The following is a 24,470-nucleotide window of genomic DNA, read 5'->3' on the forward strand; positions in this document are numbered from 1 at the left end:
TATTTTATTGAAACGTGTAATTTGTACGAACCACTTGAGTTAATCTAAAGTACCCATGAGCATAATTGTCAGTATTGTCTATATTTATACAGTTTCCTTTTACGATGGCAGGTGTTTGTCCAAAAAGACCATTACCTCCAGATTGTATAATAAGTAGTTTCACATAATTATAATAATCTCTAGAGATGCCAAAGAAATTAATATCGACTATATCGCCAGGAATAAACTCATCTTCATCCGCCTCCTTATATTTTTCATAAAATACTTCAATTCTATTTCCATCTCTGAATTCATCATCAGTATAATCAAGCCTTGGTAATAAATCACCTTGTTCTTTAAATTTGATGAGATAGTAATTATTTATATCTACGGGGTCATCAAATGAAACATTAACTTCAAGTGCATTGTTATCTAAACCGCCTAAACCTTGATTAGATTGAAAAACTTCTGCTATATCAACCACAGGAGTTAAAGTTTCAGTAGCCGAGTACCGTTCTCCGTTATATAAGACTTCCAAAGTATAGGATTGGTTAACAACTGGAACGAAACTAGAACTAGTATACGTACCATTATTCTGATTTACGAAAACGAATTCATCTAGACTATCATCATTTGTAACCTTTACAGTGGCGTCATTAACACCTGTATTTGAAGTAATATCAAAATAAGGAGTAGATGTACTTAATTTTATGGTTTGTTCATTTCCTGTAGTACCTTTTTCCCAATCTAAAGATGCTTCTATTGTTAGCCTAGGAGGGACCGTTTGTACATCTACATCTATAACGTCTTCACATGCTGTAATTAGCACAGCTGACAGGAAAATTATAATTCTTAAATATCTATTCATTTTCTTAAAATTTAAAGTTATAAGTTACTGAAGGCATAATCCCGTATATTGAACTTCTAGTTGCTTCGTTTACGCTCGTTTCCAAATTTTGTCCAAATGAAACTGCCGCTGCATTTTTACGATTATAAATATTGTAAATTCCAAAGACCCATTCTCCTTTCCATTTTTTGTCGAGTTTTCTATTCGGTTTGTAAGTCGCAGAGAAATCTAGTCTATTGTAAGCCGTCAATCTATCCGAATTTCTATCTGAAAAGTTGGCAATCGAAAGTTCTTCATATTCATATTGACTATCTGGATAGGTTACTGGTCTGCCCGTTTGAAAAACAAAATTAGCTCCAAAAGCCCATTTATCATTTAGTTGATAAGTTCCCGTTAAGGAAAAATCGTGAGTTCTGTCATTTGAAGTGTTATACCATTTCCCATTGTTGATTCCTGGGCCTCTTGCATCGCCACCAGATGTTCTCTGTTCTGATTTTGAGAGCGTATATGCAAACCAACCTGTAAATTTGCCTTGGTTTTTACGAATCAATAATTCAAGGCCATAGGCTCTAGATTCTCCCTTTAAAATTTCTGTCTCTATTGTATTTGTAATCAAGTTTGACCCATCTATATAATCGATACGATTGTCAACAGTTTTATAATAGCTTTCTATTTCTAACGAATACGATTTATTCTTGAAATTTTTAAAGTATCCTAACGCAATCTGATTAGATATTTGTGGTTTTATATATTTTCCACTTGGAGTCCATACATCTAAGGGTGAAACTGCGTTTGTATTAGATATTAAATGAATATATTGAGCTGCCTTGGTATATCCCATTTTAACTGAAGATGATTCATTTAATTGATACGCCAATGATGCTCTTGGCTCTAGGTTACCGAATTTTTTTATAGTTTTATTATTATCATAATTAGTTAGTCCGGTCTCAGAACTACGCTGATAAACTCCCAACGTATTGTTGTAAATTACAGGTTGATCGTTTGCGTAGTTTGAGATTTCTTGGCCTCCTAAACGATTAAACATACTATACCTAAACCCATATTGAGCGGTAAGTTTGTCTGTTAGTTTATGTTCAGCATTGATATACAAAGCGTTTTCGAATGCTCTTTTATTATCAAATTTTAATAGATTTACTTCAGAATTTTCAGATGTTGGTGTAATCTGTCCAGGATTAAAATCGTAATAAATACTACTGGCGCCAAAATCTAATTTAAAAGTATTACTCAGGTAGTATTTGAGGTCATATTTTAAGTTAATATTACTTATTGAAGAAATCCATTCAAATTCATCAATATTAAAATCAATGTTATAATCATACTTACCGTAAATAATAGATAAATTGGAGAACAACTTATTATTAAAAATATGATTCCACCTTAAATTCCCGGATGCATTTCCATAGCCTACACCAAAATCATCTCCAAAACTCAATTTATCTCTGCCAAAATAGCCTGAAAGAAAGAGTTTGTTATTTTCATCTAATCTATAATTGGTTTTAAGGTTTAAGTCATAAAAACCAATATCAGTATCAGATTTCGATGCTTTTAAAAATAGAGTAGCGTAGGAACCTCTACCAGCAACCATAAATGATCCCTTTTCCCCAAATAAAGGGCCTTCTACCGTAAGTCTACTAGAAATGATTCCAATTCCACCAGTAAGCGCTATTCGCTCACTGTTTCCATCTTTTTGGCGAACATCTAAAACAGAAGAAGCTCTACCTCCAAATCGTGCCGGAATCCCACCTTTATATAATTTAATATCTTTAACCGCATCTGCATTGAATACAGAAACATATCCCAACAAGTGTGAAGTATTATATATTATGGCCTCGTCTAACAAAACCAAATTTTGATCTACAGCTCCACCTCTCACATGAAAACCACTTGTGCCCTCAGCACTACTAGCTACACCAGGCAACATTTGCAGTGACTTTATGATATCTACCTCTCCCAACACTACCGGTATCTGTTTAATTGTTTTGATATTCAATTTTAATACACTCATTTCAGGTTTCCTAAGGTTTATTCGTTCTGTTTCCTCTCCTGTTAGTACTACTTCATTTAGTTTCGTCGAAGCTTCGGTAATTTTAAAATCTAATTTTTGATTTCTGTCAAGTAGAATCTCTCTGGTTATTTCTGGATATCCTATATAGGAAACGATGAGTGTGTAATTTCCTTTTGGAGCTGTGATTGAATAGAAACCATATTCGTTAGTGACTACACCATTTGTTGTACCTTTAAAAAAAACAGAAGCACCAAAAAGAGTTTCTCCATTTTCTTTGTCCAAAATTATTCCACTTACAGTGTAATTTGTTTGTGCTGTTATTGGAGGACTAAGTAGTGAAAATGTAAAGTAGGTTAGTATATTAAGTAAAATACATGTGTAGCCATTTATTTGTCCTTTTTTATTCATTTTTTAATAAAACTTATAATTTGGCCACAAATAAATAAACTTACAATGATTTAGGTTGACCAATAGAAGCATTGGTACGTTATATTATGTTAAAAAAGACAGAACAATGTTTATGAAATACTTTTTTTGTAATCGGAAGGAGAAAGTCCAGTTTCTTTTTTAAAAATTCTATTGAAACTGGTTCTTGATTTAAAACCACATTCGCACGCAATTCCAAATAGGTCATAATTTATATAACTATCTAAGTTTATCTTTTCTTTTATAGCTTCTACACGATACTTATTTATTAAATCATAAAATGTAGTGTTCAAGTATTGATTTAACATTGTGGACAGTTTTTTGTCTGTTGTAGAAAGTTGTTCAGCTAATTTCCGTAATGTCAAATCTTCATATAAATATGGCCGTTCGGTTTTTATAATATGTTCAAGTTTATTTTTCAGGTTTTCAAACTCTTCTTTTTTATCCGAAGATAAAGTCTTATTCTTTTTCTTATTAATTTTAGGTTCTATTTCAATATCTAATAGAAAGGTTGGTAATAATACTTTAGATTGGTTTAAACCATAATATGCTAAATATGAAACTAAGACAATCATAGCCAATACAGAAATATTATCGACATTCCATTGAAAATCACCAAAAAAGGACTCATATATTTTAAGAACTAAATCAACACTTATAATACCCAATGTGGAAAAAAGCATGACCTTTATCCAATTAAAATCAAACTTCGTCAGGTTCGAATATTTGTATTTCGTTAATTTTTGATACTTTGATAACAATCTTAAAGAAATAATTAAATATAGGATGAAATAGAAACTTTCAATTCTAAAAAAAATGAATATAAAATCTTTTAATGCATACGAAAAGATATCTATTTTAAAACTAGTGTATAGCAGCGTTGGAATTGAAATTCCAAAGGCAAACAATAAAGTAGGAATAAAGTGTGGTAGTGTATTCCTAACTAAATTCTCTTCTTTTAAAAACAAAGATTTTACATATAGAAATAACAAAGGACCTAAAGTAATTGTTGTTAAATCATTTGGAATAAAACAGAGTTTTATTAACCAATTTATATTATGTAACAAAGCATAAAAGTAAACAGTCACAAAAAATAGAAGTAAAAAAAGCAGTAGCAAAATTTTTTGAGGAAGTTCTTTAGATTTTATTCTTAATAGACGCAATAAAATTATTGCAATAATTACAGTACCACCCACTAAAAAGAAATCTAAAACTAAATTCATTAATTAAAATTTAGTTTTTTTAATATTTGTAATATCCATTTGCATTTGTTTTCCTTATGTATAAAGTTTGGATTGAGGACTGTATTTTAATGTTGTAAAACGAATTTTTGTATGAGTAGTAGCGAGTTTTGCAGAACTACTTTTCGAAAAGCAATTTACGAAATAAAAAAGAATAGCGATTTGAATTAAAACTTAAATCGCTATTACTTATACATGTCTTAAGTTAACACCTGTTTATATCATAAGTTGAATTGTTATTCCAAATATTCCGATTAATAAACATAAAGGCGAAAAGAATTTAGTGTCAAGTTTTCCAAAATCAGTTCCTTTTACACTTTTAAAAAATCCAATATATCTGAATTCTCCAATTGCTCGTAAAAGAAACAATATTGGGATTATCCAGCTTCCAAATTTTATTGTCCATTCAGGAAGATTAGATTCAATTAGTCCAGATTTAAAGACATAAAAGACACCGAATGAAGTTAATCCAATTCCAACTATTGCACTATCAATTTTTTTCGGATTTATTATTCTCTCTCCATTTTCTTTTGTAGGTAATGTTACCGAAAATCCTAATTTTCCTCCAATTGCCCAATTAAAATGAATCATTCCAAGTCCAATTAGAATTATGCTTAATAATAATGATAAAATCATAATTTAGGGTGAACGTTTTCAAATTAATATTGATATGCTTTTTATTCCTGTTGCAAAAGCCTCTACGCAGAAAAAGAGGGAAACAACCTACTTCAGAAAATTTTTCATTAAAGATAAGTGTCCTCTCTTTCTGCAAAGTTGCTATTTAGACTTTGCAAATTCTGGCAGGGGTCCCCAAGTCTTAATTCCTATTTTTTTTAAAGTATCTGCTGTATCCCAATATTCGTCATAACGAATTATTTTATTATCAGATAAACGTACTTTGAAAAAAGCAACGAAAGGCCAATCTACAGTTACATTGTTTTCCCGCCAAGTAAATTTTAAACGAGAATGTATAGCAAAGCAATCTTCGCCATGCAAATAGGGACCTTCAAACATAGTTGCTCCCCAAGCTGTCGTTTCAGATAGTAAATGCATATAATAAGCCTCTATGGTATCTTTACCTTTTAATAAAGGATATCGTGGATCAAAGAAAGTGGCTTCTTCTGAGAACAAGGAAGTTAGTTGAGCAACATCTTCTTTGTGAAAGCCTGAAACCCAAGCTTCGATAACTTCTTTTGATGTATTTTTCATGTTTGTTAAATTTTAATGATTATAAATTGAATTGTTGAGTAGCTTAAAAAAGCTGTTAATATAAAGTTCAAGTGCATAGTCTGTTTACATAAGTTTCAAACTTATAAGAGTTCCTTCTATATTATCATTACTAATTCAGCTAAAAATTAGGTATACATTATCCCATTTATTCGCTTACTATATACTTCCCAGGAGTAAACTCAAAAGTTTTCATCAACCTATTCCAAGTATTACTTTGAGATATAGTTAGTGTTAAATAGCAAATTTCTTCTTTAGAAAAATGACTGGTCAACTCATCAAATAATGCTTGAGAAATAGGACTGCTTTTTAGATTTGTTAAGGTTTCAGTAAATGATAATACAACTCTCTCTTTTTCTGAGAAATAAGGGGTTTCTTCCCAAACACATAAAGAGGATAATCGTAGTTCCGTTTCTCCAAAATGTTTTAACTCTTTGTAGTGCATATCCACACAATAGGCACACCCATTTATTTGAGCTGTTCTTAACCTTATCATTTCTATCAATTTTCTATCTAATGTAGAATTGATAATTGAGTCTTCAATAGTTCTCAAGTTTTCAAACATTCCATTTGGGATGTCTTGATACGTAATTCGTTCCATAATTATATTATTTAAATAAGTTAAGAAGCAAATTTATCGTTTACCTCTTCTTTAATGATTAAGGTATCTTAAGAAATAAGAAAAATGCTATTTTCTTCTTAACTCACTTAAATATTCAGGTGTAATTTCTAAATATGATGCAATCATATATTGAGGTACTCTTTGAGCAAAAAGAGGAAAGTGTTTCATAAAACCATCATATCTGTCTTTACTTCTCATTAGTAGATAAATGTCGTTTCTACGCAGGATAGCAATCAGCATATTTTCGGTAATTATTCTGAAAAATCTTTCAAGTTTTGGAATAGATTTAAATAGCTTTTCTAATTCTAATTTATCAACTATAAGAACTGTAGTTTTTTCAATTGCTTGAATAGATGAATAAGAAGGAATATTCTTTATATAACTTTCCATATTAGTTACCCACCAATTTTCTAGTGCAAATTGAGTTATTTTTTCATTTCCTTTATTGTCAATATAAAATGAACGAACCAAACCATATAGAAGAAAATAATTGCTTTTGCATATTTCACCTTCTTTAAGTAAAAACTCTTTTTTTTCGAAAGTCTTATGAGTTAATTTTGAGTAAATTTCATCTATTTCTAGGTCGCTAAACGCAACATATCTACTAAAATGTTTTTTGATTTGCTCTTTCATTTTTTTTGATTTTTTATTGTTGCTAACGATTTGTTTATCTTGATTAGTTGCTGAATCATGCTACTAATTTAGAAATAGTGGACGAGCCATAGGAAAACTCAAAGGATTTTCTGTGAAGATCTGTACTAAGCAATTAATTTTAGTCATTATTGTGAGTAGTTTTTTTAGATTTTTTATTAATAAATTCAGTTAATAAGAGTTACCCTAATGATGATGAGCTTGTGATTATTGTATTTAATGTTGTAAAAAATATGGTTTGGATAAAGTTTTAGTACTTTAATCTCCCCATACAGATATTGCAGCATTAAACCCGAGGACATCGTAATTACTTAAATCATTGCGGTCAAATGGGAAGTAATCATTCAGACCAAAATAAGCTTCAGAAATTTCAGCAAAATATTCTTGTTCATCATTAAGAGCATAGGCTATTGGCATGATGATGTAATCTTCTCCACCAGTATGATATGAAACATTTGTATACAAGCTTTTTGAGGTTGCATTGTTGAAAGCATTTGTAATTGTTGAATTATTATTTAGTTCCCTGTGATGATATGCATGAGTTAACTCATGCATAACCATATACGGTTGATTTTTATTCGTCCAATTGATGAAATTTGTAATATTGGAAATCTCAACACACATTGCTTTTTCAGGGATATACCCGTTAGTAATTAACCATTGCTTACTAGGGTGATACTGAGAACCTCCGGTCGTGGTATTCCAATCCATAAAAATAGGGACAGCTTTTAAAGCGTCCATTTTATCTTGATCAATCTTAAATTGTGAGATCTCATGGAGTTTAGTTTTTAGTAAATCAATAGCGGTGTTAGTTAATATTAAATTTTCGAGAAAAGCCCTTTCTTCAACTAGCACATCAAAACCACTTAAATTATAATTTGTATAGCCATTAACTGACAATTTATTGAATGTTTTATTGAACACTTTTTGTGCAATATCAAAAGACCTATATTCTTTGTAAGTACCGTCAGGATTTACAATAAAGTACATTGGTATACCTTCAAAATTCAATGCTCTACTCGTTTTTTTTTGGCTTTTTGAAATCAACTGTAGCCCAAGTGGTTTTTTAACTTCTAAATATTTAAACCATCTATTTCCTTCGATGTCATCAAAAGAAATGTCAATAAATTTTGTGTTAAGATTATTTTGATAAGCTACTTTCAGTTTTTCCAGATCTGGTTTTTTTTCAATACACCCAGAACACCAGGTAGCCCAGAAAGTTACAAAATGTGTTTTTCCTTTGATATCTATCATATCAAAACTGGAATTGTCTTGATCTAACAGCACATGACTTGGAAGCACTAGAACTTCCTCTTCAGAAAAATCCCATAATATATTGGCATTTATTAATTCACCGGTATCGTCAAAACCAAAACCTTCCCCTTCTAAAATTAAAGGTTGGGTAAATAAGTGAAATAATATAATACATATAATTCCAGCCCAACCAAATAATTTATATATACTAGTTTGATTCTTTCGCGTAACTAATAAGGTTAATATCCCAGTAATAACTAATATTAAAATAAATGGGAAATATGTGAAATTGAACAATTGAAAGATAATATATGGCAAGAATAAAAACACAAGAAATTTTGATGGTGTCTCTTTGTTTATGAACCCACTGGCAAGTAAACTAATGACACAAATTAATATAGGAATCCATTTTAGTGTATTAGATTCATATATGTTTAACGGGTTGAGGAATAGGAAAAAATAAAATAATAATGCCATTATTAATACCGTAGTAATTATACCCAATATTAATCTTAAAACTGTTTTCTTTTTCATAATATATTTGATTGTTGATAATGAGATTATATAATTTTAGTTGCTTAGTTTATACACATACTAGAAAATTCGAGAAGATTTAATCAAGTAGGCTAGAACCGTGCAATTAATTATTCAGTCTTTGTTGTGCATTCCTTTTTTATTCATTTTCCTTTATTCGAAATTTTTTAATTGTTTTGTCCGAACCATCTGCAACGTATAAGCTTCCTTCATCATCAATAATAATATCGTGATACATAGAAGTTGAATTATCGTAGAATCCTGTCCTACCGAATTGCATTTGCAGGTTAGTATTTAAATCAAAACGAAAAATATCTGAACCTTTGGGAATTGTGTCATTTTCAATCATTAAATCTATTGCAAACAAATAATCATTCTTATTGTCTATAACTACAGATAATAGCATTCCAGTTTCATTATTATTCCAATCCGTAATAAAATTTCCTTCGGCATCAAACTTTTGAATTCTATTATTTTCACGATCAGCTACATATACGTTACCCAAATTATCTAAATCAATTCCGTGTGGGACAATGAACTCTCCTCTTTTATTTCCATGTTTGCCCCATTCAAATAAATATGTTCCGTCTTTAGAGAATTTAACTATTCTTCTGTTATAGTATCCATCGCTCACATAAAATGAACCATCGTCTGATACGGCTATATCCGTTGGAAGATTAAAATGTGAAGAGTCATCTCCATGGACAGTAGCTTCTCCTAATTTTAAAAGCAGCTTTCCTTCTGAACTAAATTTAAAGACTTGGTGTAAGCCAACATCTGTAACCCAGATATTGTTTTCTTTATCGATTTCTAAACCATGTGGCATAATAAATAAATCAGCTCCCCAACTTTTTAATACTTCGCCAGTTTGTTTATCGAGAGTCAAAATTGTGTTTTCTTGAATTTTAACTTTAGGGAACTCCTCTTCCCAGACCCTACTTGCTCTGTGAAAAACTACAATATTATTATTTGAATCAATTCCTAGTCCAGATGGAAGACCTAAAACATGATTCTTAGATAATTTGGGCCATTCTTCAACTAAAACGTAAGAACCTCTCTTTTTAGATTCTTTGTTTACTTCTTTTTTCTCAGGTTTTCTGCATCCTAACAGTAAAAATGCAGCAAGAAAATAGAAAATACCTATTTGTTTATATTTCATTTCTTTATGGTTTTTTCTATTCGCTAAATATTTTTTTCATTTTATGAAGTGATATTTCTGTGATTGACTTGTTCAAGACTCTTTCAAAAAGTGTTATTAATTTATCTGTGTTCATTTATCTAATTGTAATGTTTAATTTGAAGTATCTTTAATTAGTAGTTTTCTTCTTCAACATGGCATTTTTTTTCTATTTTGATATATTCTTGCTCTGCTATACGTTTGAACTGTCTCAACCAATTTGTATTTAATTTCTCTACAATTAAAATTTCTTCTCTTTAAATAATTAATGTTCCTATATTAGTTAAGCCTCGTATATTTTCAATTGTTTGTGTTTGTGACAAGAAAGAAGACTAGTTACAAACAAAAAAAATAAAAAGGAAAAACAGCATATTGCTTTCCCTTCCTCAAATGAGTTATAAATGACATAGATAAACCATAAACACTATTTCTTTAGATATTCGACCTTCTTTGATGGATTAATTAATTTAGCTTAAATATTAATTAGCGTTGATTAAATTACCAGTGCCTATAATATTTTGAGTAATTTCAGGTGTTCCTTTATAAAAAACATCACCTCTCCCAGTTAACCTTACATCTAATAAATCGGTTGCAGTAACCTTTATACTTCCAACTCCAATGGAATTAATAATGCAATTGTCCGTATTAAGCTTAAAACCTAAAAAGTTTCCTCGACCTCTATTATTTACATTCAAATTTTCTAAAGTATAAATATCATAATTTGCTTTAAAATAACCAGAACCATTTAAGCTAGCATCAAAATTAGTAAACCCTTCAAATTGATTTAAGCTAATGTTGCCGCTACCATTTATCTCAATGTTTAAGTTGTTTTGATCCTCAAAATCATTCACTATTATATTTCCAGAACCATTTATTTCTAAATACTTAATATTTGGAACTATTATTTCAATTGCTAATTTGTAATTTCTATAACAACCTGCTTCTAACCGGATGTCCCAAATATTATTAGAAACCGATGTTCTTAAGTTTTCTATAATATTTGGGTTTCCTATTACTTTTACTTCTTGTATTAAACCTTGGGAAATCCTAATATTCTCAGAGCCATATAAGTTAATTCCATCAAAATCGGAAATTGACAAAACTTGTGTGGTAATGCTTCCCTCTCCTCGAATACAATCTATATTATTGGTATCGCAGGAGGTTAATCCGAGAATTGAAAATATTAATAACAATATTTTATTAAAGTCTATTTTTTTATTCATTTGATCAGTTTTATTTGCGATGATTTTTTGTCAATTATATATCATAAATACAAGTGAACATATTTAAGATTGATGATTAAGTCAAATTAAGTGTTCAGCGATTTTCGAAAGTATGTGCTAGTTTTAGTTTAGATTTTACAAGTATTTCTTTATTCAATATTGTGTTCTTCAAAAAGATATTGAATTGCTCTGTCAAAAACTTTATCATTTAAAGCACTAATATCTGCCGCTGTATTTTTTATATAAATATCAGGAACATGACCAACACCGTCTAAACTTTCTCCGTTAGGAAATAAAACTTTTTGTATTGAATATATGTAATGCCAAGAATTAGGTAGAAATCGCATATTACTTTGTGTTGAAAAATCCCCAGCGGTAGTGTCTCCAACCTGAATAACATGTTCATAAGATTTCATGTATGATAAGAGTGTTTCTCCAGCACTTATAGTTGCTCTATCCGTTAAAATAATTACTGGTTTTACATACGAATTTTCTTGATTTGGATGTGTGTAAAATTCTTTTATTTCATCAAAATCATCATAACTTACGCCATTTCTAGTTTGAGCTGTATAAATAAAATGCTCTCCATCTGAAAATGCTTGTGCAATTCTAGCAGAATATCTATCATCACCACCCTCATTTTGTCTTATATCAAAGATTATAGCGTCGTAATCTTTCAATTCCTCTGCTATTTTATCTATAATAGCTGGGTTTTCACCATCCATAACGCCTAAATAAATATACCCGATATTTTTATCTTTTACTTTTCCGTAAAGAAGTCTATCTTCTGATGGTATTTCTGTTACAAAATCTAAATATTTTGATATAATAAGCTCCTCACTTATCTCAAATGAAGATTGCTCATTCAACAAATAACCCGAAGTATAATGATGCCCATTTCCATCATATAATGTAGTGTGGCTATCGTCTAAATGCTCAATTAGATTAGATAAGATGCTCCATAGTTCTTCATCTGAGATTTCATCATTTACTTGTGGTCTGTAAACATTATATAATTCATTCCAGTTTATATCTCTTACAGTAAATAAACTATAATGCTGTTCGAAATCATTCCAAAAAATATCAAAGTTATTTGTTTGTGTATCTGGTTGATCTTCGCCAATAATTGCTACGGAGCAAGATGAAAATAAAATTAGTGCGAATAGAAATATTATATTTTTCATATTAAAATTGATATAACAAGCTAGTTGAGACTCTATTGGATAAATTTTTAAATTCGTTTACTGTTTTTACACTTTGAATATTCAAATCGTAATCAAACTTTAAATTAAAATTATTTGAAATTTCATATCTATAATTGACATTCCAATGTATTGATTTGTATGCTTTCAACGATGTTAACTTTCCAGCAAAAATAATATTGAGTGGTTCATCTTGGTTTTCAATAATATACTCATCTATACCGTTATAAGGTGGACGACTTAAAAATTGTAATACTGGTATAGCTACTGTACTTTCAATATATTGCCTTGGTGCTAATTGTTTTGATACTGCAACATTCATTGATAAACCGTGTGCAGAAACATAACTAAATGCATCCTGGTTGAACCAATCCATATATAAAAGATCTAAGTTATACGAGCCTCCAACGTAAAAGTTGGCAGATTCTTGATTAGTAGATAGATTCTTTAAATAAGTAAAACCAACGCTTCCCGCATAATATGAAGTTTTGAGTCTATCTGAGCGCCCGGATTTTAAAATGCCATCTCCGTATTTAATATTAAATTTCATTATGTTTTTTGAATGTCTCTCATAGAAAACAGAGTAAAAAAAAGAGCCTCCTTTTTGATTAAGAGGCGAGAAATTAGTGTCTTTTAAATTGTCTAAACGATAGCCAATACCAATCCCCAAATAATTCTTAGGTATTGGCCCTTGCTGTTGAGCATATATATTAATACTAAATAGAAATATTACTAAAACTGATAATTTCATTACTAACTTTTTTATATTTTTGATAAGCTCATTCCTTGTTTTTTTCTAAATAAGACGAGATGAAAAAAAATGTGACTTGCAAAAAGGTTCAACAATTTCTTTTAAAACTTAGCATTACGCCTTGTTTATTTAGTTTTAACTAGTTTATTGAATACTTTTCTTTTCAATTGTTAAGCGTTGTCATTCTAAAAATCTTACCATTTTCAACTTCATAAATAACTATTGCTTCATGACTGTCCTCTGTTTTATCAGAGATCACCTCTTTATCTATGACAGTATTGCCAATTATAATTCGGTTGGATATTTCACAATGTAAATCTGGACTACTTGTGAATAACTCAGAAAAGATATCATACAATTGTTTTTGACCATCAACATAAATCTTATTTTGAAATTCATAAACTTTTATATCATCACTGAAGGTTTTTACAAAATTATCAATATCCTTTTCATTCCATGTGTCAAATTGTTTTTGAACAATAGCTTCAACTTTAGGAGAACCTTGTTTTCCTCTAATAAAATACATACTAATAATTTCACCCTTATTAATTTTATAGAGCACAGATTGATGATGTTCTTCTCCGTTAATAGTAATAAGTTCTTCATCAATAACTATATTCCTATTACTAATTCTTTTAACTATTTTAATTTTGGATTTAGGGTTGTCAGAAAAGAATTGTTTATAATTTGATTTTAATTTAGAATTACCTTCGTAAAGTGTGTCATCCGGAAAATTTTTAACCGTTATATTTTCAGAAAAATAAGAAGCAAATTCTTCCCAATTACCTTTATTGTATGCCTCAACTTGTTTTTGAACTATAATTTCTGGAGATTCTTCTGAAACAAAAACCAAGTGCTTATTGTCAGGACTTATTGAAATTCTTGAGATTTCATTTATTTCTTTCTCTTTAAAACTATATAACACACTAATATTATCGTCATTGATATTTAATTGAACTATTTTTTTACCATTAGGAATCAAAACTATATTATCGACTAGCCAACAAATATCTTTAATCGGAATGGGTAACGATTTTATCGTTTTGATATTTCCAGAAATTGGGTCTAAAGATTTGATTGATGAAGTATTATTCTCATAACTTATAAAACTTACCAAACCAGAATTTGGAATTTTATGTATTGACCTACCCACGTCATGTGCCACAGTAATGTTGCTGTTATCATCTAGGTTGGACACTACTAAATCCATCTTGTCGTTTACCAAAACTGATGAAATTAAGATCGTAGAATTGAACCAAACATTATACCCAACTTTTATCTCCTTCAAAAGAACTTTAGATGTTCCATTGGCCAAGTCATATTGATATAATCGCTGTAATCCGTCATTATCTAAATGAACCGCAGAAATAGCTTCACTATTAGGGATTTTTAATGGAGAATATTCATTTTCAAATGGAGTATCCGTCAACCAAGAAGTTTCCTGATTATTTATACCGTAACCTCTTATGTCCGTTTGACCATCTCTTGTAGATGAAAACATTACAGTATTAGCATCGAAAAAATTAGGCTGATTGTCATGGGCTTCATTATTGGAAATATTTTGAAGATTTGCCAATTCAATATTATTATTATTATTATTATTATTGGATTTAATAATATCAACCAAGAAAACCTCGGTATTTGATTGCGCTTGGACAGCTATCAAGAAGAAAAATAATACAGTATATAATAATATTCTCATGGTTCTATTTTTTTTATTCAATTTTTAGTGTATTTCTTATAAAATGTAATGCTTTTATGAGTTTTTGATTATGCTAGTTTCCGAAACATTTGTACAAAATTTATATAAGAATATTTTTTATTAGTGATTGTTTTAACTTAAGTGAGCATAACAGGTCGTTCATTTTAAACCAACTCTAATTGTCTTAATTGATTAGTTAAAAACTTAGTCATATTGTTTTACTAATTCTATTTGCATTTTTCAACCACAAAAATCAATGTCTAGTCTAAGAATTTTTCTTGTTAAGACATCTATACAATAGATGCTTACAGCAGAATTGTTTGAAATTTCATCAGTAATTTCAACCTTCCCAATTTCTCTTTAAGTATATCTCGAAACATAAACCAAGTCAACTGTGATGTTTCAGACTTGATAATACTTTTACTAACTTTATTATTTAATGGAATTTTTTGGCTAGAGACACTTAAATTAAATTGTAGTATATAAAGCGTTTTTTTTCATTCATCTAATTTTTTGTGTTTATTTTGATTTTTTTTTAATAAAATACACAACGTAATTGCGTTGCAAACCTAAACACTATTAAATTACTTCTTATTAACTAAAGTTAATTTATTTGTGTTTCTTTTTATCAATTCTCCCAATAAAACTAATTACTAATTGATGTGAATTTTCTTATCTTATTAAATGATAAGGAAGTTTTGCAATATTATTACCTTATTGATGAAGAAAATAATGTCAGGCATGATTCGTTTCTAATTACCTTATGGTACTTGCTATTAAGAGCACGCAAATGGAAAAAATAATATAATTAAAAGATATGATTAATTATCAATAATTCTTTTGCGAATTCTGCTAAGTGATTGTGGTTCCATACCAAGATAACTTGCAATTTGGTGATGTGGTACTCGATTAAAAAGTGTTGGTCTAGCTTCTAATAAATTTAGATATCTTTCTTCGGGCGAAGAAGATATAAAAAGACTCCATTCTGTTTTTGCTTTATTCAATTTTTCTACTGCAATTTGCTGAAAAACAGCATCTAACCTAGGGAGTGCTGCCCTTAATTCTTTTTCAAAAGCCTGATCACTAATCGTAAGCACACAATCTTCTCTACATTCCCAGTAATGTTTGGATGGTGCCCCCTTTCCGTTATGAGCAAAAGGTGTAAATGTATCTCCTTCAGTAAAGAAAGCTGTTGATTTTTCTACTCCGTCTTTAATCAGATATTCTCTTACACAACCTTCAACGACCATATAACACTTGTTTGGAATTTGACCTTCTCTTAATAAGAATTCATTTTTTTTGAATTGTTTGACGATCGTTTTTTCAACGATAAGTTCAATCTCCCTTTCATTCAATATATTAGAACAACTTACTACCTCCCTAATTTTCTCTTTTAATTTCATTGAGTTTAATTTTGTTTTAATCTAATGTTACTTCTAACAATTCAGTTTGCACATATAATATTTTCGCAAGTTAAGTTATTAATTCTAAATCCCGTTGTTGATAGGAGTTGAGATGACTATTGGATTGTCATGTTTGAAGGGAGGTTTTCAATTTTTGATTTAGTACCTTATTGATTGTATCCTATATTAACTACTCTTTTTAGAATTTTGTATTGTTTATTTCTTTGATCCGGTCTTATAGTTATTAAAATAATTAAAGGATGTTTAATACATAGCGTTTTATCAAAATATTATTTAACGGTCATCCCATTTGTTACCCAATAATTTTTCCATATATCCATAGCCGCCAACACCTACAATAGCTTTTACAGGGAGGTTAGCATTTCTCGCTGTGTGTCTTGAGAAATCATCAGTATTTTTTTTAATCTTTAAGGGGGTAAAGTTCATTGTATATTGGAGCCCTGTTAGACAGTATAGAATACGGCAAGAAACGCTACCGTTTGATTTATCAAAAGAATGTTGTAAAATTAGTTTCCTCTACCTTCTTTTATTTCTAAAAGAATATGCAATGGCTTCTGCCTCGATTTCATCATTGGATTTGCGTCCATTTTGAAGTAGCCACGTATTGAGTTTTTTCTTTTCGAAATAAATCATTTTTCCATTGGGTTTGGAATGTGGGATATTGCCCGATGCTGTAAGTTTGTAAAGATAACTTCTAGAGATACCAGTATAATCACAGGTTTCTTCAAAGGTTAATACGTCCTTACTTACGGTTAGTAATCGTTCTATTCGATCTAAGCGTTCTAAGATTAATAAGTTGTCCATTTTATCTGTTTTAGGATTAATAAATGAACAAAAGCACTTTTGTTTTCTTTTATAGAATTCTTAGGATAAATGTAGGGAAATAGTAAAGTGGATCTAATTCCACAACTAAATAGTTGTTCACAAATAATTGATAAACAAAGAGTTAATTAATTTTGTGTTGATTTGTTGATGTAATTTTATCTCCTAATTTTATTTGAAATAAAAAAGGATTAAACGAGAATAATCAATATTTAATCAGAAAATCATGAAAAAATGATTTTGGATAAAAACTATGGGTTATCTACAAATAGAGATGAGTATTTCATGAAAATACTATATGAAAAAGCTCATGTCTAAGAAAATTTTAAGACAGGAATGCTATTTGCAGCCTCTTTCATTTTAGTATCTATTATTTTGGCATAAATTTCGGTTGTTCTTATTTCTTTGTGTCCAAGTCTTTTGGATACAGTATAAATATCTGCTCCATTTTCTAATAACAAAACGGCATTCGTATGTCTGGCACTATGAAAAGTAATATGTTTTGTTATACCTGCACGCATACACCACCGTAAAATTTCTGAATTAAAATGAGCACCGTATTTGAGACCTGTAAAAACTCTATCATTTTGGTTTTCTCTTTTTCCTAGTAGTGCTCTGGCCTGATCAGATATATACAAATATTCAAGCCCATCAGTTTTTTTCTGCCTAAAAATGACTCGAGGTTGTTCTTCTTCATCTCTTACTTCTGACCAGATTAGTTTATTGATATCACTCCATCGCAGCCCTGTAAGACAACTAAAAATAAAAGCATTTTTTAAAACCGGGTGTTTGCAACTGGCCTTACTTAAAGCTTGTAATTCTGAATATGTGAGATATTCCCTTTTGGATTCCCCTTGGTCGAACCCTTTAACCATTCGTACTATATTTGTATCTAAATAACCTTGGTTAAAAGCCTCAGTTAATGCAGCTCTAATTTTATTGAAATAGGTATATTTAGTATTCTGAGATAAGGGAGTGTTGCCAGTGGTTTTGGCTTCTGTATGTAAGTATTTTTTAAATCCTTTTAAAAAATCTTCATTAACATCCTTTATCATCAAATTAGCTGGACAATAGCGTTCTAAATGTTTAAAGGCGGCTTCCCAATTATCATAATTGCCTTTACTTTCATATCGGTCTTCTTTAAGTTTGTTGTAATAAGTTAAAAATAAAATTTTACCTTTTTTATCGTCCTTTATACTGAACTTACCTTTAATATAATCTGATTTCTTAATAGTAAGAATATTCTGGGCTAACTGCATTGTTTCTTTATTATACTTTTTTTCATTTGCAGTAATTGGATTTTCATGGAGATAAAGTTTTAAGTATTCAAAACTCCTATGGTGTTTCATCTTCCCGTTTTTATCAATTAAGTACCCTAAGTAGTATTCTAAAAATAGGGTAATACGTCCGTTTGCAATTTTTCTTTTTCTTAAACTAATCTTCATAATTGATGTTTTAATAGTTATTTATGTTCCACAAATAAATTATCGTACTTCGAATAACCTATCTATTACAGATCTTTTAATTCTTGTCACCCTTTGCCCCAAATTAACAGCTTCAATATAACCACAATTGATATTGTAGTAAATTACCCTATTAGAACAGTTTAAAAGTGTAGCGGCTTCTTTTACCGTTAAAAATTCTTTAGCTTTTATTACCTCTAGTGAAAAGGTTATTTCTTCTTTGGACTCTTGATTGCTTTTTGCAATTTTTGTCTCTCTTATTTTCTCTTTATAATGACGACTATTACATTTATGTGAACAGTATTTGGTCGAAGTCGTTCGTGCCGTAAATTCATTTTTACAGTACTTGCAAATTCTCTGTATTTTAATATTACTACTCATTCTATTATAAAGAATTAGATATCGCTAGATTTCTCTAAGTACCGCTAAGCGACAAAATCGGCGAAATTACCGCAAGCGTGGTGTAAATTTTTACACCACGGTTCAAAAAAAGACGACGTGGTGTAAAAATGGTGTAATAAATGTATGAAAATAGGGGTATTAAAAGAAAGAAATACTAAAAAAGTTATTCACAACTATTTGATTTACAGTCAAATAATATCATTTGGCATCAACTAAAATGACTGTTTATTTTCCAATACAAAAGTTTGCAAAAATATTACCAAGTAAATCCTCATTAGTTACTGCTCCAGTAATTTCACCCAAATAGAGTAGGGCTTGGCGGATATCGATAGCTATTAAATCAGAGCTGATGTTGTTGTCAATACCAAATTGAACATTTTTAATTTCAATTAGAGCCTTGTTTAACACGGAGAAATGACGACTATTACTCACTATAGTCTGATTATTACTTAAGACTCCAATATTAGATAATGCCGTTAGTTGATTTTTTAATTCATGAATACCTTCGTTTTCTTTTGCAGAAAGAAATAAGATATTTTTAATTTGGTTTTCAATCTGATTCATTTCTTTTTCGGAAAGTAAATCAGATTTATTTGCAATTATCAACATTTTTTTATCAGGAAACTTTGTAGAAACCTTTTCAATTTCATGTTTAATCAAATTCAATAATTCAGTTATTTCACCATCATGTCTACTTCTTATAATTGAGGCATCAAATAAATAAATTATCAATTGAGCTTGTGCCGTTTTTTCGAAAGTTTTTTTAATTCCGATACTCTCAATTTCATCGGTGGTGTCTCTAATTCCCGCAGTGTCAATAAAGCGATATGCTACTCCTTCAATGATTAATTCATCTTCAATAGCATCTCTAGTTGTACCCGCAATAGAGCTTACTATTGCTTTTTCCTCATTTAATAATGCATTTAATAACGTAGACTTACCTACATTGGGTTCTCCGATAATGGCAACTGGAATACCGTTTTTTAGAACATTACCAAAAGCAAATGAATCAATTAATGCTTTTAGGACAGTTGAGATTTTAGTGACCAATTTTTGGAAATCGTCTCTATTTGCAAATTCAACATCTTCTTCAGAAAAATCTAATTCCAATTCAATTAGAGACGCAAAATTCAAAAGGTCTTGTCTCAGATTTTCAATTTCATTAGAAAAACCACCCCTCATCTGTTGCATGGCAATTTGATGAGAAGCTTTTGAATCTGAAGCTATTAGGTCAGCTACAGCCTCCGCTTGGCTAAGGTCTAATTTACCGTTTAAAAAAGCTCGTAAAGTAAATTCACCAGGGTCAGCCATTCTACATCCATTGCGTACAAAAAGTTGCATAATTTCTTGCTGAATATATAGTGAGCCATGACAAGAAATTTCAACCACATCTTCACCAGTATATGATTGAGGATTCTTAAAGAGAGAAACTAAAACTTCATCAAGCACACGTTCACCATCAATGATATTACCTAAATGAATAGTATGGGTTTTTTGATTGGATAATTTTTTATTATGAATAGACTTAAAATAGCGATTGGCAATAGAAATAGCATTACTACCTGATAACCGTATAACGGCAATGGCACCAGAACCTGATGGAGTTGCTAAAGCAATAATTGTATCTTGAGTATTCATAATTTAATTTCTATGCAAAAGTAGCAAATTCTCTTGTTTTACGGGTGTTTAGTAAAGCTATGTTTGTAACATTTTCTGAAATAATGCGTCTTATAAGAAAACAAACACTCTAAAACACAACATATGAAACGAAATAATCAATTAATCGTAATTACACATTTAAGCCAACTTTTAGATTTGGTAACCTTAGTAGGAGGATTATTAGTACCATTATTTATATGGATAACAAATAAAGATAAAGTTTTTACTATGGACGAACATGGAAGATCAATTATCAATTTTCGGTTAAGTATGATAATTTACATGCTAATATGTATTCCATTAATACTATTTTTTGGTTTAGGATTACTTGGATTTGCAGTAATTGGTGTCTTTTATTTTATTTTTCCAATAATAAATGCGATAAAAGCAAGTAATAATGAGCCCCCAAACTACCCATTTTCCCTAAAAATTCTATAAATGATGAAAATTTTTAGAATTAATTTGCTATAAATTTTGATTTTATTTACATCAATGTTCATCCTTAGCATCAAAACAAACGATTGAAGTTATTGAATATCAACACCTTATAGTAAATCGTAAAAACTACCCATTTTCCTTGATTTTTAAAATCACCCATTTACACTATTGACTGGTATCGTCTGAGAACATACATTTGCTTTATAAAATTAATATATAATAGAAACGAAAATACGACGTTATAATATCTGAATACTAAAATTAGGGGAGAAAGGAGAGGAGTGAAAATTATGAATTAAAGTTCATATCTACAAGTAACTTTTCTCCTTCTATTAAACTAAAATTAGTATAAATATAAAAATATTACTCTTAGGAGTTTAACTCAGGGGAGAAAGGAGAGAAGTGAAAATTATGAATGAAGATTCAAATCTACAAGTAGCTTTTCTCCTTCTATTAAAATTATAATTAGTATAAAATATAAAAGTATTACTCTTAGGAGTTTAACTCAGGGGAGAAAGGAGAGAAGTGAAAATTATGAATGAAGATTCAAATCTACAAGTAGCTTTTCTCCTTCTATTAAAATTATAATTAGTATAAAATATAAAAGTATTACTCTTAGGAGTTTAACTCAGGGGAGAAAGGAGAGAAGTGAAAATTATGAATGAAGATTCAAATCTACAAGTAGCTTTTCTCCTTCTATTAAAAGAATTGTAAGTATAAGTATAAAAGTATTACTCTTAGGAGTTCAACTCAGGGGAGAAAGGAGAGAAGCGAAAGGTTAAGTATGAGCTTAACACTACAAGTAGCTTTTCTCCTTACTATTTTAAAATCAAATTTATTTCTTATTATTTTCTACCATTTTTTCATAAAGTCAATAGTACTATTCACGATAGATTCTTTTCATATTTTTATCAATCATCTTTTTTCGAACATCGTCAATTTTAATTGAAACACTTTTTTTGGAATAAAAAAAGTTGGCAACTTAGAAATGCAACTATTGATAGTACACGTAAATTCATTTTATTAGTTAAAGATCTACAAATGTTCTAGCTTCTTTTAAATTATTTGAAGTAATTAGATGAATCGTTTTAATAGCTATCTAGCCATGTACCTTAGCCGTTTTGCCTCCTGCTTTCATTAACTCTGCTTCATAGGCTAATAATTGATCCCATTTCTTATTCACAATCTCTTTATCCTGATATTTTCTTGCAAAACCTAAGAACAAGGTGTAATGATTGGCCTCAGAAATCATTAAGTCTTTATAGAAGTCAGATAATTCTTGATCTTCCAAATTTTCTGAAAACACTTTAAAACGTTCACAACTTCTAGCTTCTATAAGTGCTGCAACTAATAAACGTTGTATTAAAGCTTCATTTCTGTCCTTTGTTTTTACAAAAAAGCTTTGTAAATCTTTGGCATAGTTATTTGATTGAGATCTGCCTAATACCATTCCTCTAGCAGTCATTAAATCATGCACCATTTTAAAATGTTGCATTTCTTCTATGGCAATTTCGCTCATGGCGGAAACTAACTCTGTTTCTTCAGAGTAGTTTATGATAATAGAAACAGCATTAGATGCAGCCTTTTGCTCTAAAAAAGCGTGGTCTGTTAATATTTGCTGTAAATCATTTTTGGCAATTTCTGCCCATGAAGTTTCTGTTTCAAATTTAAGTCCTAACATAGTTGTTATAAATCGAGTTTAAATTTACTTTTTAGTAGTGCCAACGCTTGGTTCTTTTCTAATAATTTATTGTACTTCTCCTGCGGCGTATAGGCAAATTTCTTTTGGTTATCTTCATTTACATTAATCACCAAATCAATACCGTAATTATTTAATTTTTCACGAAAATAGCGTACTAATTTCGGTTTTACTTTTAAAAGTTCCGTTTTCATCATTGCACTAGGCATATCTAACTGAACGCTGTTTTTTTTAACTTTAGGAATATCCGCTTTTAAAATAGCTACCAGGTTACGCACGCCTTTTTGCTCTAATTCTTGAATGTATTTCTTCCAATATTCTAAGAATTCAGCTTCAGAAAATTCATCCCTTGGTTTATTAGAATTATCTTCTAATTCATCATCCGTTTTTTTAACGGTTTCTTTCTTTTTATGAATACTACTTAGAGATAGGGCAGAAGAACGCCTTGTTTTTCTTGTAGATAGCGTTGGTTTTTCCGTAGGTGTTTCTTGTTCTACGTTAATTTTAGGTTTTTTTACTACAGCAGTTGTTTTTTTAGCAATTACTGGAGTCACTTTATTTTTTTTAGCAACTGATGTACTTATAAAGTGTATGGCGGGAATTATGTAGTTTTTATGCTTTTTTTTTTCGTCCGTATTCGGAAAAGTTATTGACGCTAATTGCATTAATGTTAATTCCACTAACAGTCGTTGATTTTTACTGCTTTTGTATTTTAAATCGCAATCATTGGCCAAATCAATCCCTTTAAGTAAAAATGATATTTCACATTTTTTACTTTGTTCGTCGTATTGTTTTTTTGTAGACTCACCTACTTCCAGTAATGGAATAGTTATGCTATCTTTTGCAACCAATAAGTCTCTGAAATGTGAAGCTAAGCCAGCAATAAAATGATGACCTTCAAAACCTTGAGCTAAAATTTCATTAAAAGCAATTAACACCTGAGGGATATTATTTTCAAGAATTAAATCAGTAATCTTAAAATAAGAATCATAATCTAATACATTCAAGTTTTCTGCAACGGCCTGCCTTGTAATATTATCATTAGAAAAACTAACGACTCTGTCAAAAACAGAAAGAGCATCACGTAAAGCTCCATCCGCTTTTTGAGCGATAATATGTAGGGCATCATCATCTGCCTTAATTTTTTCTTCCTTGGTTATTTTATGCAGGTATTCTTTAATATCAACAACACCAATCCGTTTAAAGTCAAATATTTGACATCTAGATAAAATGGTAGGAATAATTTTATGCTTTTCTGTAGTTGCTAAAATAAATATAGCATGAGCAGGAGGTTCTTCTAACGTTTTTAAAAATGCATTAAATGCAGCTTGAGATAACATGTGTACCTCATCAATTATATAAACTTTATATTTTCCTGTTTGTGGTGGTATACGAACCTGATCTGTTAAATTTCTTATATCATCAACCGAATTGTTAGATGCTGCATCTAATTCAAAGATATTAAAAGCAAAATCTTCATTAGGGTCAATCGTTTCTGCATTAGCTTGATTAATTCTTTTTGCTAGAATTCTTGCACATGTAGTTTTACCAACACCTCTGGGGCCTGTAAACAATAAAGCTTGTGCTAAATGGTTGTTTTTTATAGCATTTTCTAGTGTGTTAGTAATGGCTTTTTGCCCCACAACATCATCAAAAACCTGAGGTCTATATTTACGTGCCGATACTATAAAATGTTCCATA

At 29.9% G+C, this 24,470-nt stretch carries 22 protein-coding genes; 1 reads left to right on the plus strand and 21 read right to left on the minus strand.

Going from position 1 to position 24,470, the window contains the following annotated elements; all coding sequences use genetic code 11:
* Nucleotides 1–4: 4 nt before the first annotated feature.
* The 19 genes from D3P13_RS20595 to mnmE all read right to left on the minus strand — a co-directional run bounded on the left by D3P13_RS20595 (nt 5) and on the right by mnmE (nt 20,611).
* Complete coding sequence (locus tag D3P13_RS20595; protein WP_117885327.1) at nt 5–847, minus strand: DUF4249 domain-containing protein; 843 nt, start codon at nt 845–847, stop codon at nt 5–7.
* Nucleotides 848–851: 4 nt separating this feature from the next.
* Nucleotides 852–3,260: a TonB-dependent receptor gene (locus D3P13_RS20600; protein ID WP_117885330.1), complete on the minus strand. Its 2,409-nt coding sequence runs from the start codon at nt 3,258–3,260 to the stop codon at nt 852–854.
* Between the two features lie 110 nt (nt 3,261–3,370).
* Nucleotides 3,371–4,501 (minus strand): helix-turn-helix domain-containing protein, encoded by a 1,131-nt coding sequence (locus D3P13_RS20605; RefSeq protein ID WP_117885332.1) that lies wholly within the window; start codon nt 4,499–4,501, stop codon nt 3,371–3,373.
* A gap of 234 nt (nt 4,502–4,735) precedes the next feature.
* Complete coding sequence (locus tag D3P13_RS20610) at nt 4,736–5,155, minus strand: DUF3995 domain-containing protein (RefSeq protein WP_117885334.1); 420 nt, start codon at nt 5,153–5,155, stop codon at nt 4,736–4,738.
* Between the two features lie 141 nt (nt 5,156–5,296).
* Entirely contained in the window at nt 5,297–5,728 is a 432-nt protein-coding gene (locus D3P13_RS20615; RefSeq protein WP_117885336.1) for a nuclear transport factor 2 family protein, read from the minus strand.
* Between the two features lie 166 nt (nt 5,729–5,894).
* On the minus strand, nt 5,895–6,347 hold the full coding sequence (locus D3P13_RS20620; RefSeq protein WP_117885338.1) for a carboxymuconolactone decarboxylase family protein: 453 nt from the start codon (nt 6,345–6,347) through the stop codon (nt 5,895–5,897).
* Between the two features lie 87 nt (nt 6,348–6,434).
* On the minus strand, nt 6,435–7,001 hold the full coding sequence (locus tag D3P13_RS20625) for a Crp/Fnr family transcriptional regulator (protein WP_117885340.1): 567 nt from the start codon (nt 6,999–7,001) through the stop codon (nt 6,435–6,437).
* Between the two features lie 276 nt (nt 7,002–7,277).
* On the minus strand, nt 7,278–8,807 hold the full coding sequence (locus D3P13_RS20630) for a TlpA family protein disulfide reductase (RefSeq protein WP_117885342.1): 1,530 nt from the start codon (nt 8,805–8,807) through the stop codon (nt 7,278–7,280).
* Between the two features lie 139 nt (nt 8,808–8,946).
* Nucleotides 8,947–9,966, minus strand: coding sequence for a peptidyl-alpha-hydroxyglycine alpha-amidating lyase family protein (locus D3P13_RS20635; protein WP_117885344.1), 1,020 nt, complete (start codon nt 9,964–9,966; stop codon nt 8,947–8,949).
* Between the two features lie 497 nt (nt 9,967–10,463).
* Entirely contained in the window at nt 10,464–11,207 is a 744-nt protein-coding gene (locus tag D3P13_RS20640) for a head GIN domain-containing protein (RefSeq protein WP_117885345.1), read from the minus strand.
* A 149-nt stretch (nt 11,208–11,356) separates the two neighbouring features.
* Nucleotides 11,357–12,391 (minus strand): S41 family peptidase, encoded by a 1,035-nt coding sequence (locus tag D3P13_RS20645; protein WP_117885347.1) that lies wholly within the window; start codon nt 12,389–12,391, stop codon nt 11,357–11,359.
* A 1-nt stretch (nt 12,392) separates the two neighbouring features.
* Nucleotides 12,393–13,160: a hypothetical protein gene (locus D3P13_RS20650; RefSeq protein WP_117885349.1), complete on the minus strand. Its 768-nt coding sequence runs from the start codon at nt 13,158–13,160 to the stop codon at nt 12,393–12,395.
* Nucleotides 13,161–13,323: 163 nt separating this feature from the next.
* The gene (locus D3P13_RS20655) at nt 13,324–14,862 is read right to left on the minus strand and encodes a nuclear transport factor 2 family protein (RefSeq protein ID WP_157972984.1); all 1,539 of its coding nucleotides are present in this window, start codon (nt 14,860–14,862) and stop codon (nt 13,324–13,326) included.
* An 821-nt stretch (nt 14,863–15,683) separates the two neighbouring features.
* Entirely contained in the window at nt 15,684–16,265 is a 582-nt protein-coding gene (locus D3P13_RS20660) for a Crp/Fnr family transcriptional regulator (RefSeq protein ID WP_117885353.1), read from the minus strand.
* A 294-nt stretch (nt 16,266–16,559) separates the two neighbouring features.
* A complete protein-coding gene (locus D3P13_RS21990) occupies nt 16,560–16,712 on the minus strand; it encodes a glutaminase domain-containing protein (RefSeq protein ID WP_157972985.1) in 153 nt (50 codons plus the stop codon).
* Nucleotides 16,713–16,802: 90 nt separating this feature from the next.
* Nucleotides 16,803–17,090, minus strand: a complete 288-nt coding sequence (locus D3P13_RS20665; protein WP_117885354.1) for a helix-turn-helix domain-containing protein — start codon at nt 17,088–17,090, stop codon at nt 16,803–16,805.
* A gap of 332 nt (nt 17,091–17,422) precedes the next feature.
* The gene (locus D3P13_RS20670; protein WP_117885356.1) at nt 17,423–18,553 is read right to left on the minus strand and encodes a tyrosine-type recombinase/integrase; all 1,131 of its coding nucleotides are present in this window, start codon (nt 18,551–18,553) and stop codon (nt 17,423–17,425) included.
* 39 nt (nt 18,554–18,592) lie between these two features.
* Nucleotides 18,593–18,952, minus strand: a complete 360-nt coding sequence (locus tag D3P13_RS20675) for a helix-turn-helix domain-containing protein (protein WP_117885358.1) — start codon at nt 18,950–18,952, stop codon at nt 18,593–18,595.
* Between the two features lie 246 nt (nt 18,953–19,198).
* Complete coding sequence (gene mnmE, locus D3P13_RS20680) at nt 19,199–20,611, minus strand: tRNA uridine-5-carboxymethylaminomethyl(34) synthesis GTPase MnmE (RefSeq protein WP_117885360.1); 1,413 nt, start codon at nt 20,609–20,611, stop codon at nt 19,199–19,201.
* 123 nt (nt 20,612–20,734) lie between these two features.
* Here mnmE and D3P13_RS20685 point away from each other — a divergent pair, with 123 nt between their 5' ends.
* Nucleotides 20,735–21,070, plus strand: a complete 336-nt coding sequence (locus tag D3P13_RS20685) for a DUF4870 domain-containing protein (protein ID WP_117885362.1) — start codon at nt 20,735–20,737, stop codon at nt 21,068–21,070.
* Nucleotides 21,071–22,169: 1,099 nt separating this feature from the next.
* Here the strand turns inward: D3P13_RS20685 and miaE are convergent.
* Together miaE and dnaX are read right to left on the minus strand one after the other, a co-directional pair.
* The gene (gene miaE / locus D3P13_RS20690; protein ID WP_117885364.1) at nt 22,170–22,751 is read right to left on the minus strand and encodes a tRNA-(ms[2]io[6]A)-hydroxylase; all 582 of its coding nucleotides are present in this window, start codon (nt 22,749–22,751) and stop codon (nt 22,170–22,172) included.
* A 5-nt stretch (nt 22,752–22,756) separates the two neighbouring features.
* The gene (gene dnaX, locus D3P13_RS20695; protein WP_117885367.1) at nt 22,757–24,469 is read right to left on the minus strand and encodes a DNA polymerase III subunit gamma/tau; all 1,713 of its coding nucleotides are present in this window, start codon (nt 24,467–24,469) and stop codon (nt 22,757–22,759) included.
* Nucleotide 24,470 lies beyond the last annotated feature (1 nt).

The organism is Aureibaculum luteum, from assembly GCF_003449015.1.
In the GTDB taxonomy this organism is placed as follows: domain Bacteria; phylum Bacteroidota; class Bacteroidia; order Flavobacteriales; family Flavobacteriaceae; genus Aureibaculum; species Aureibaculum luteum.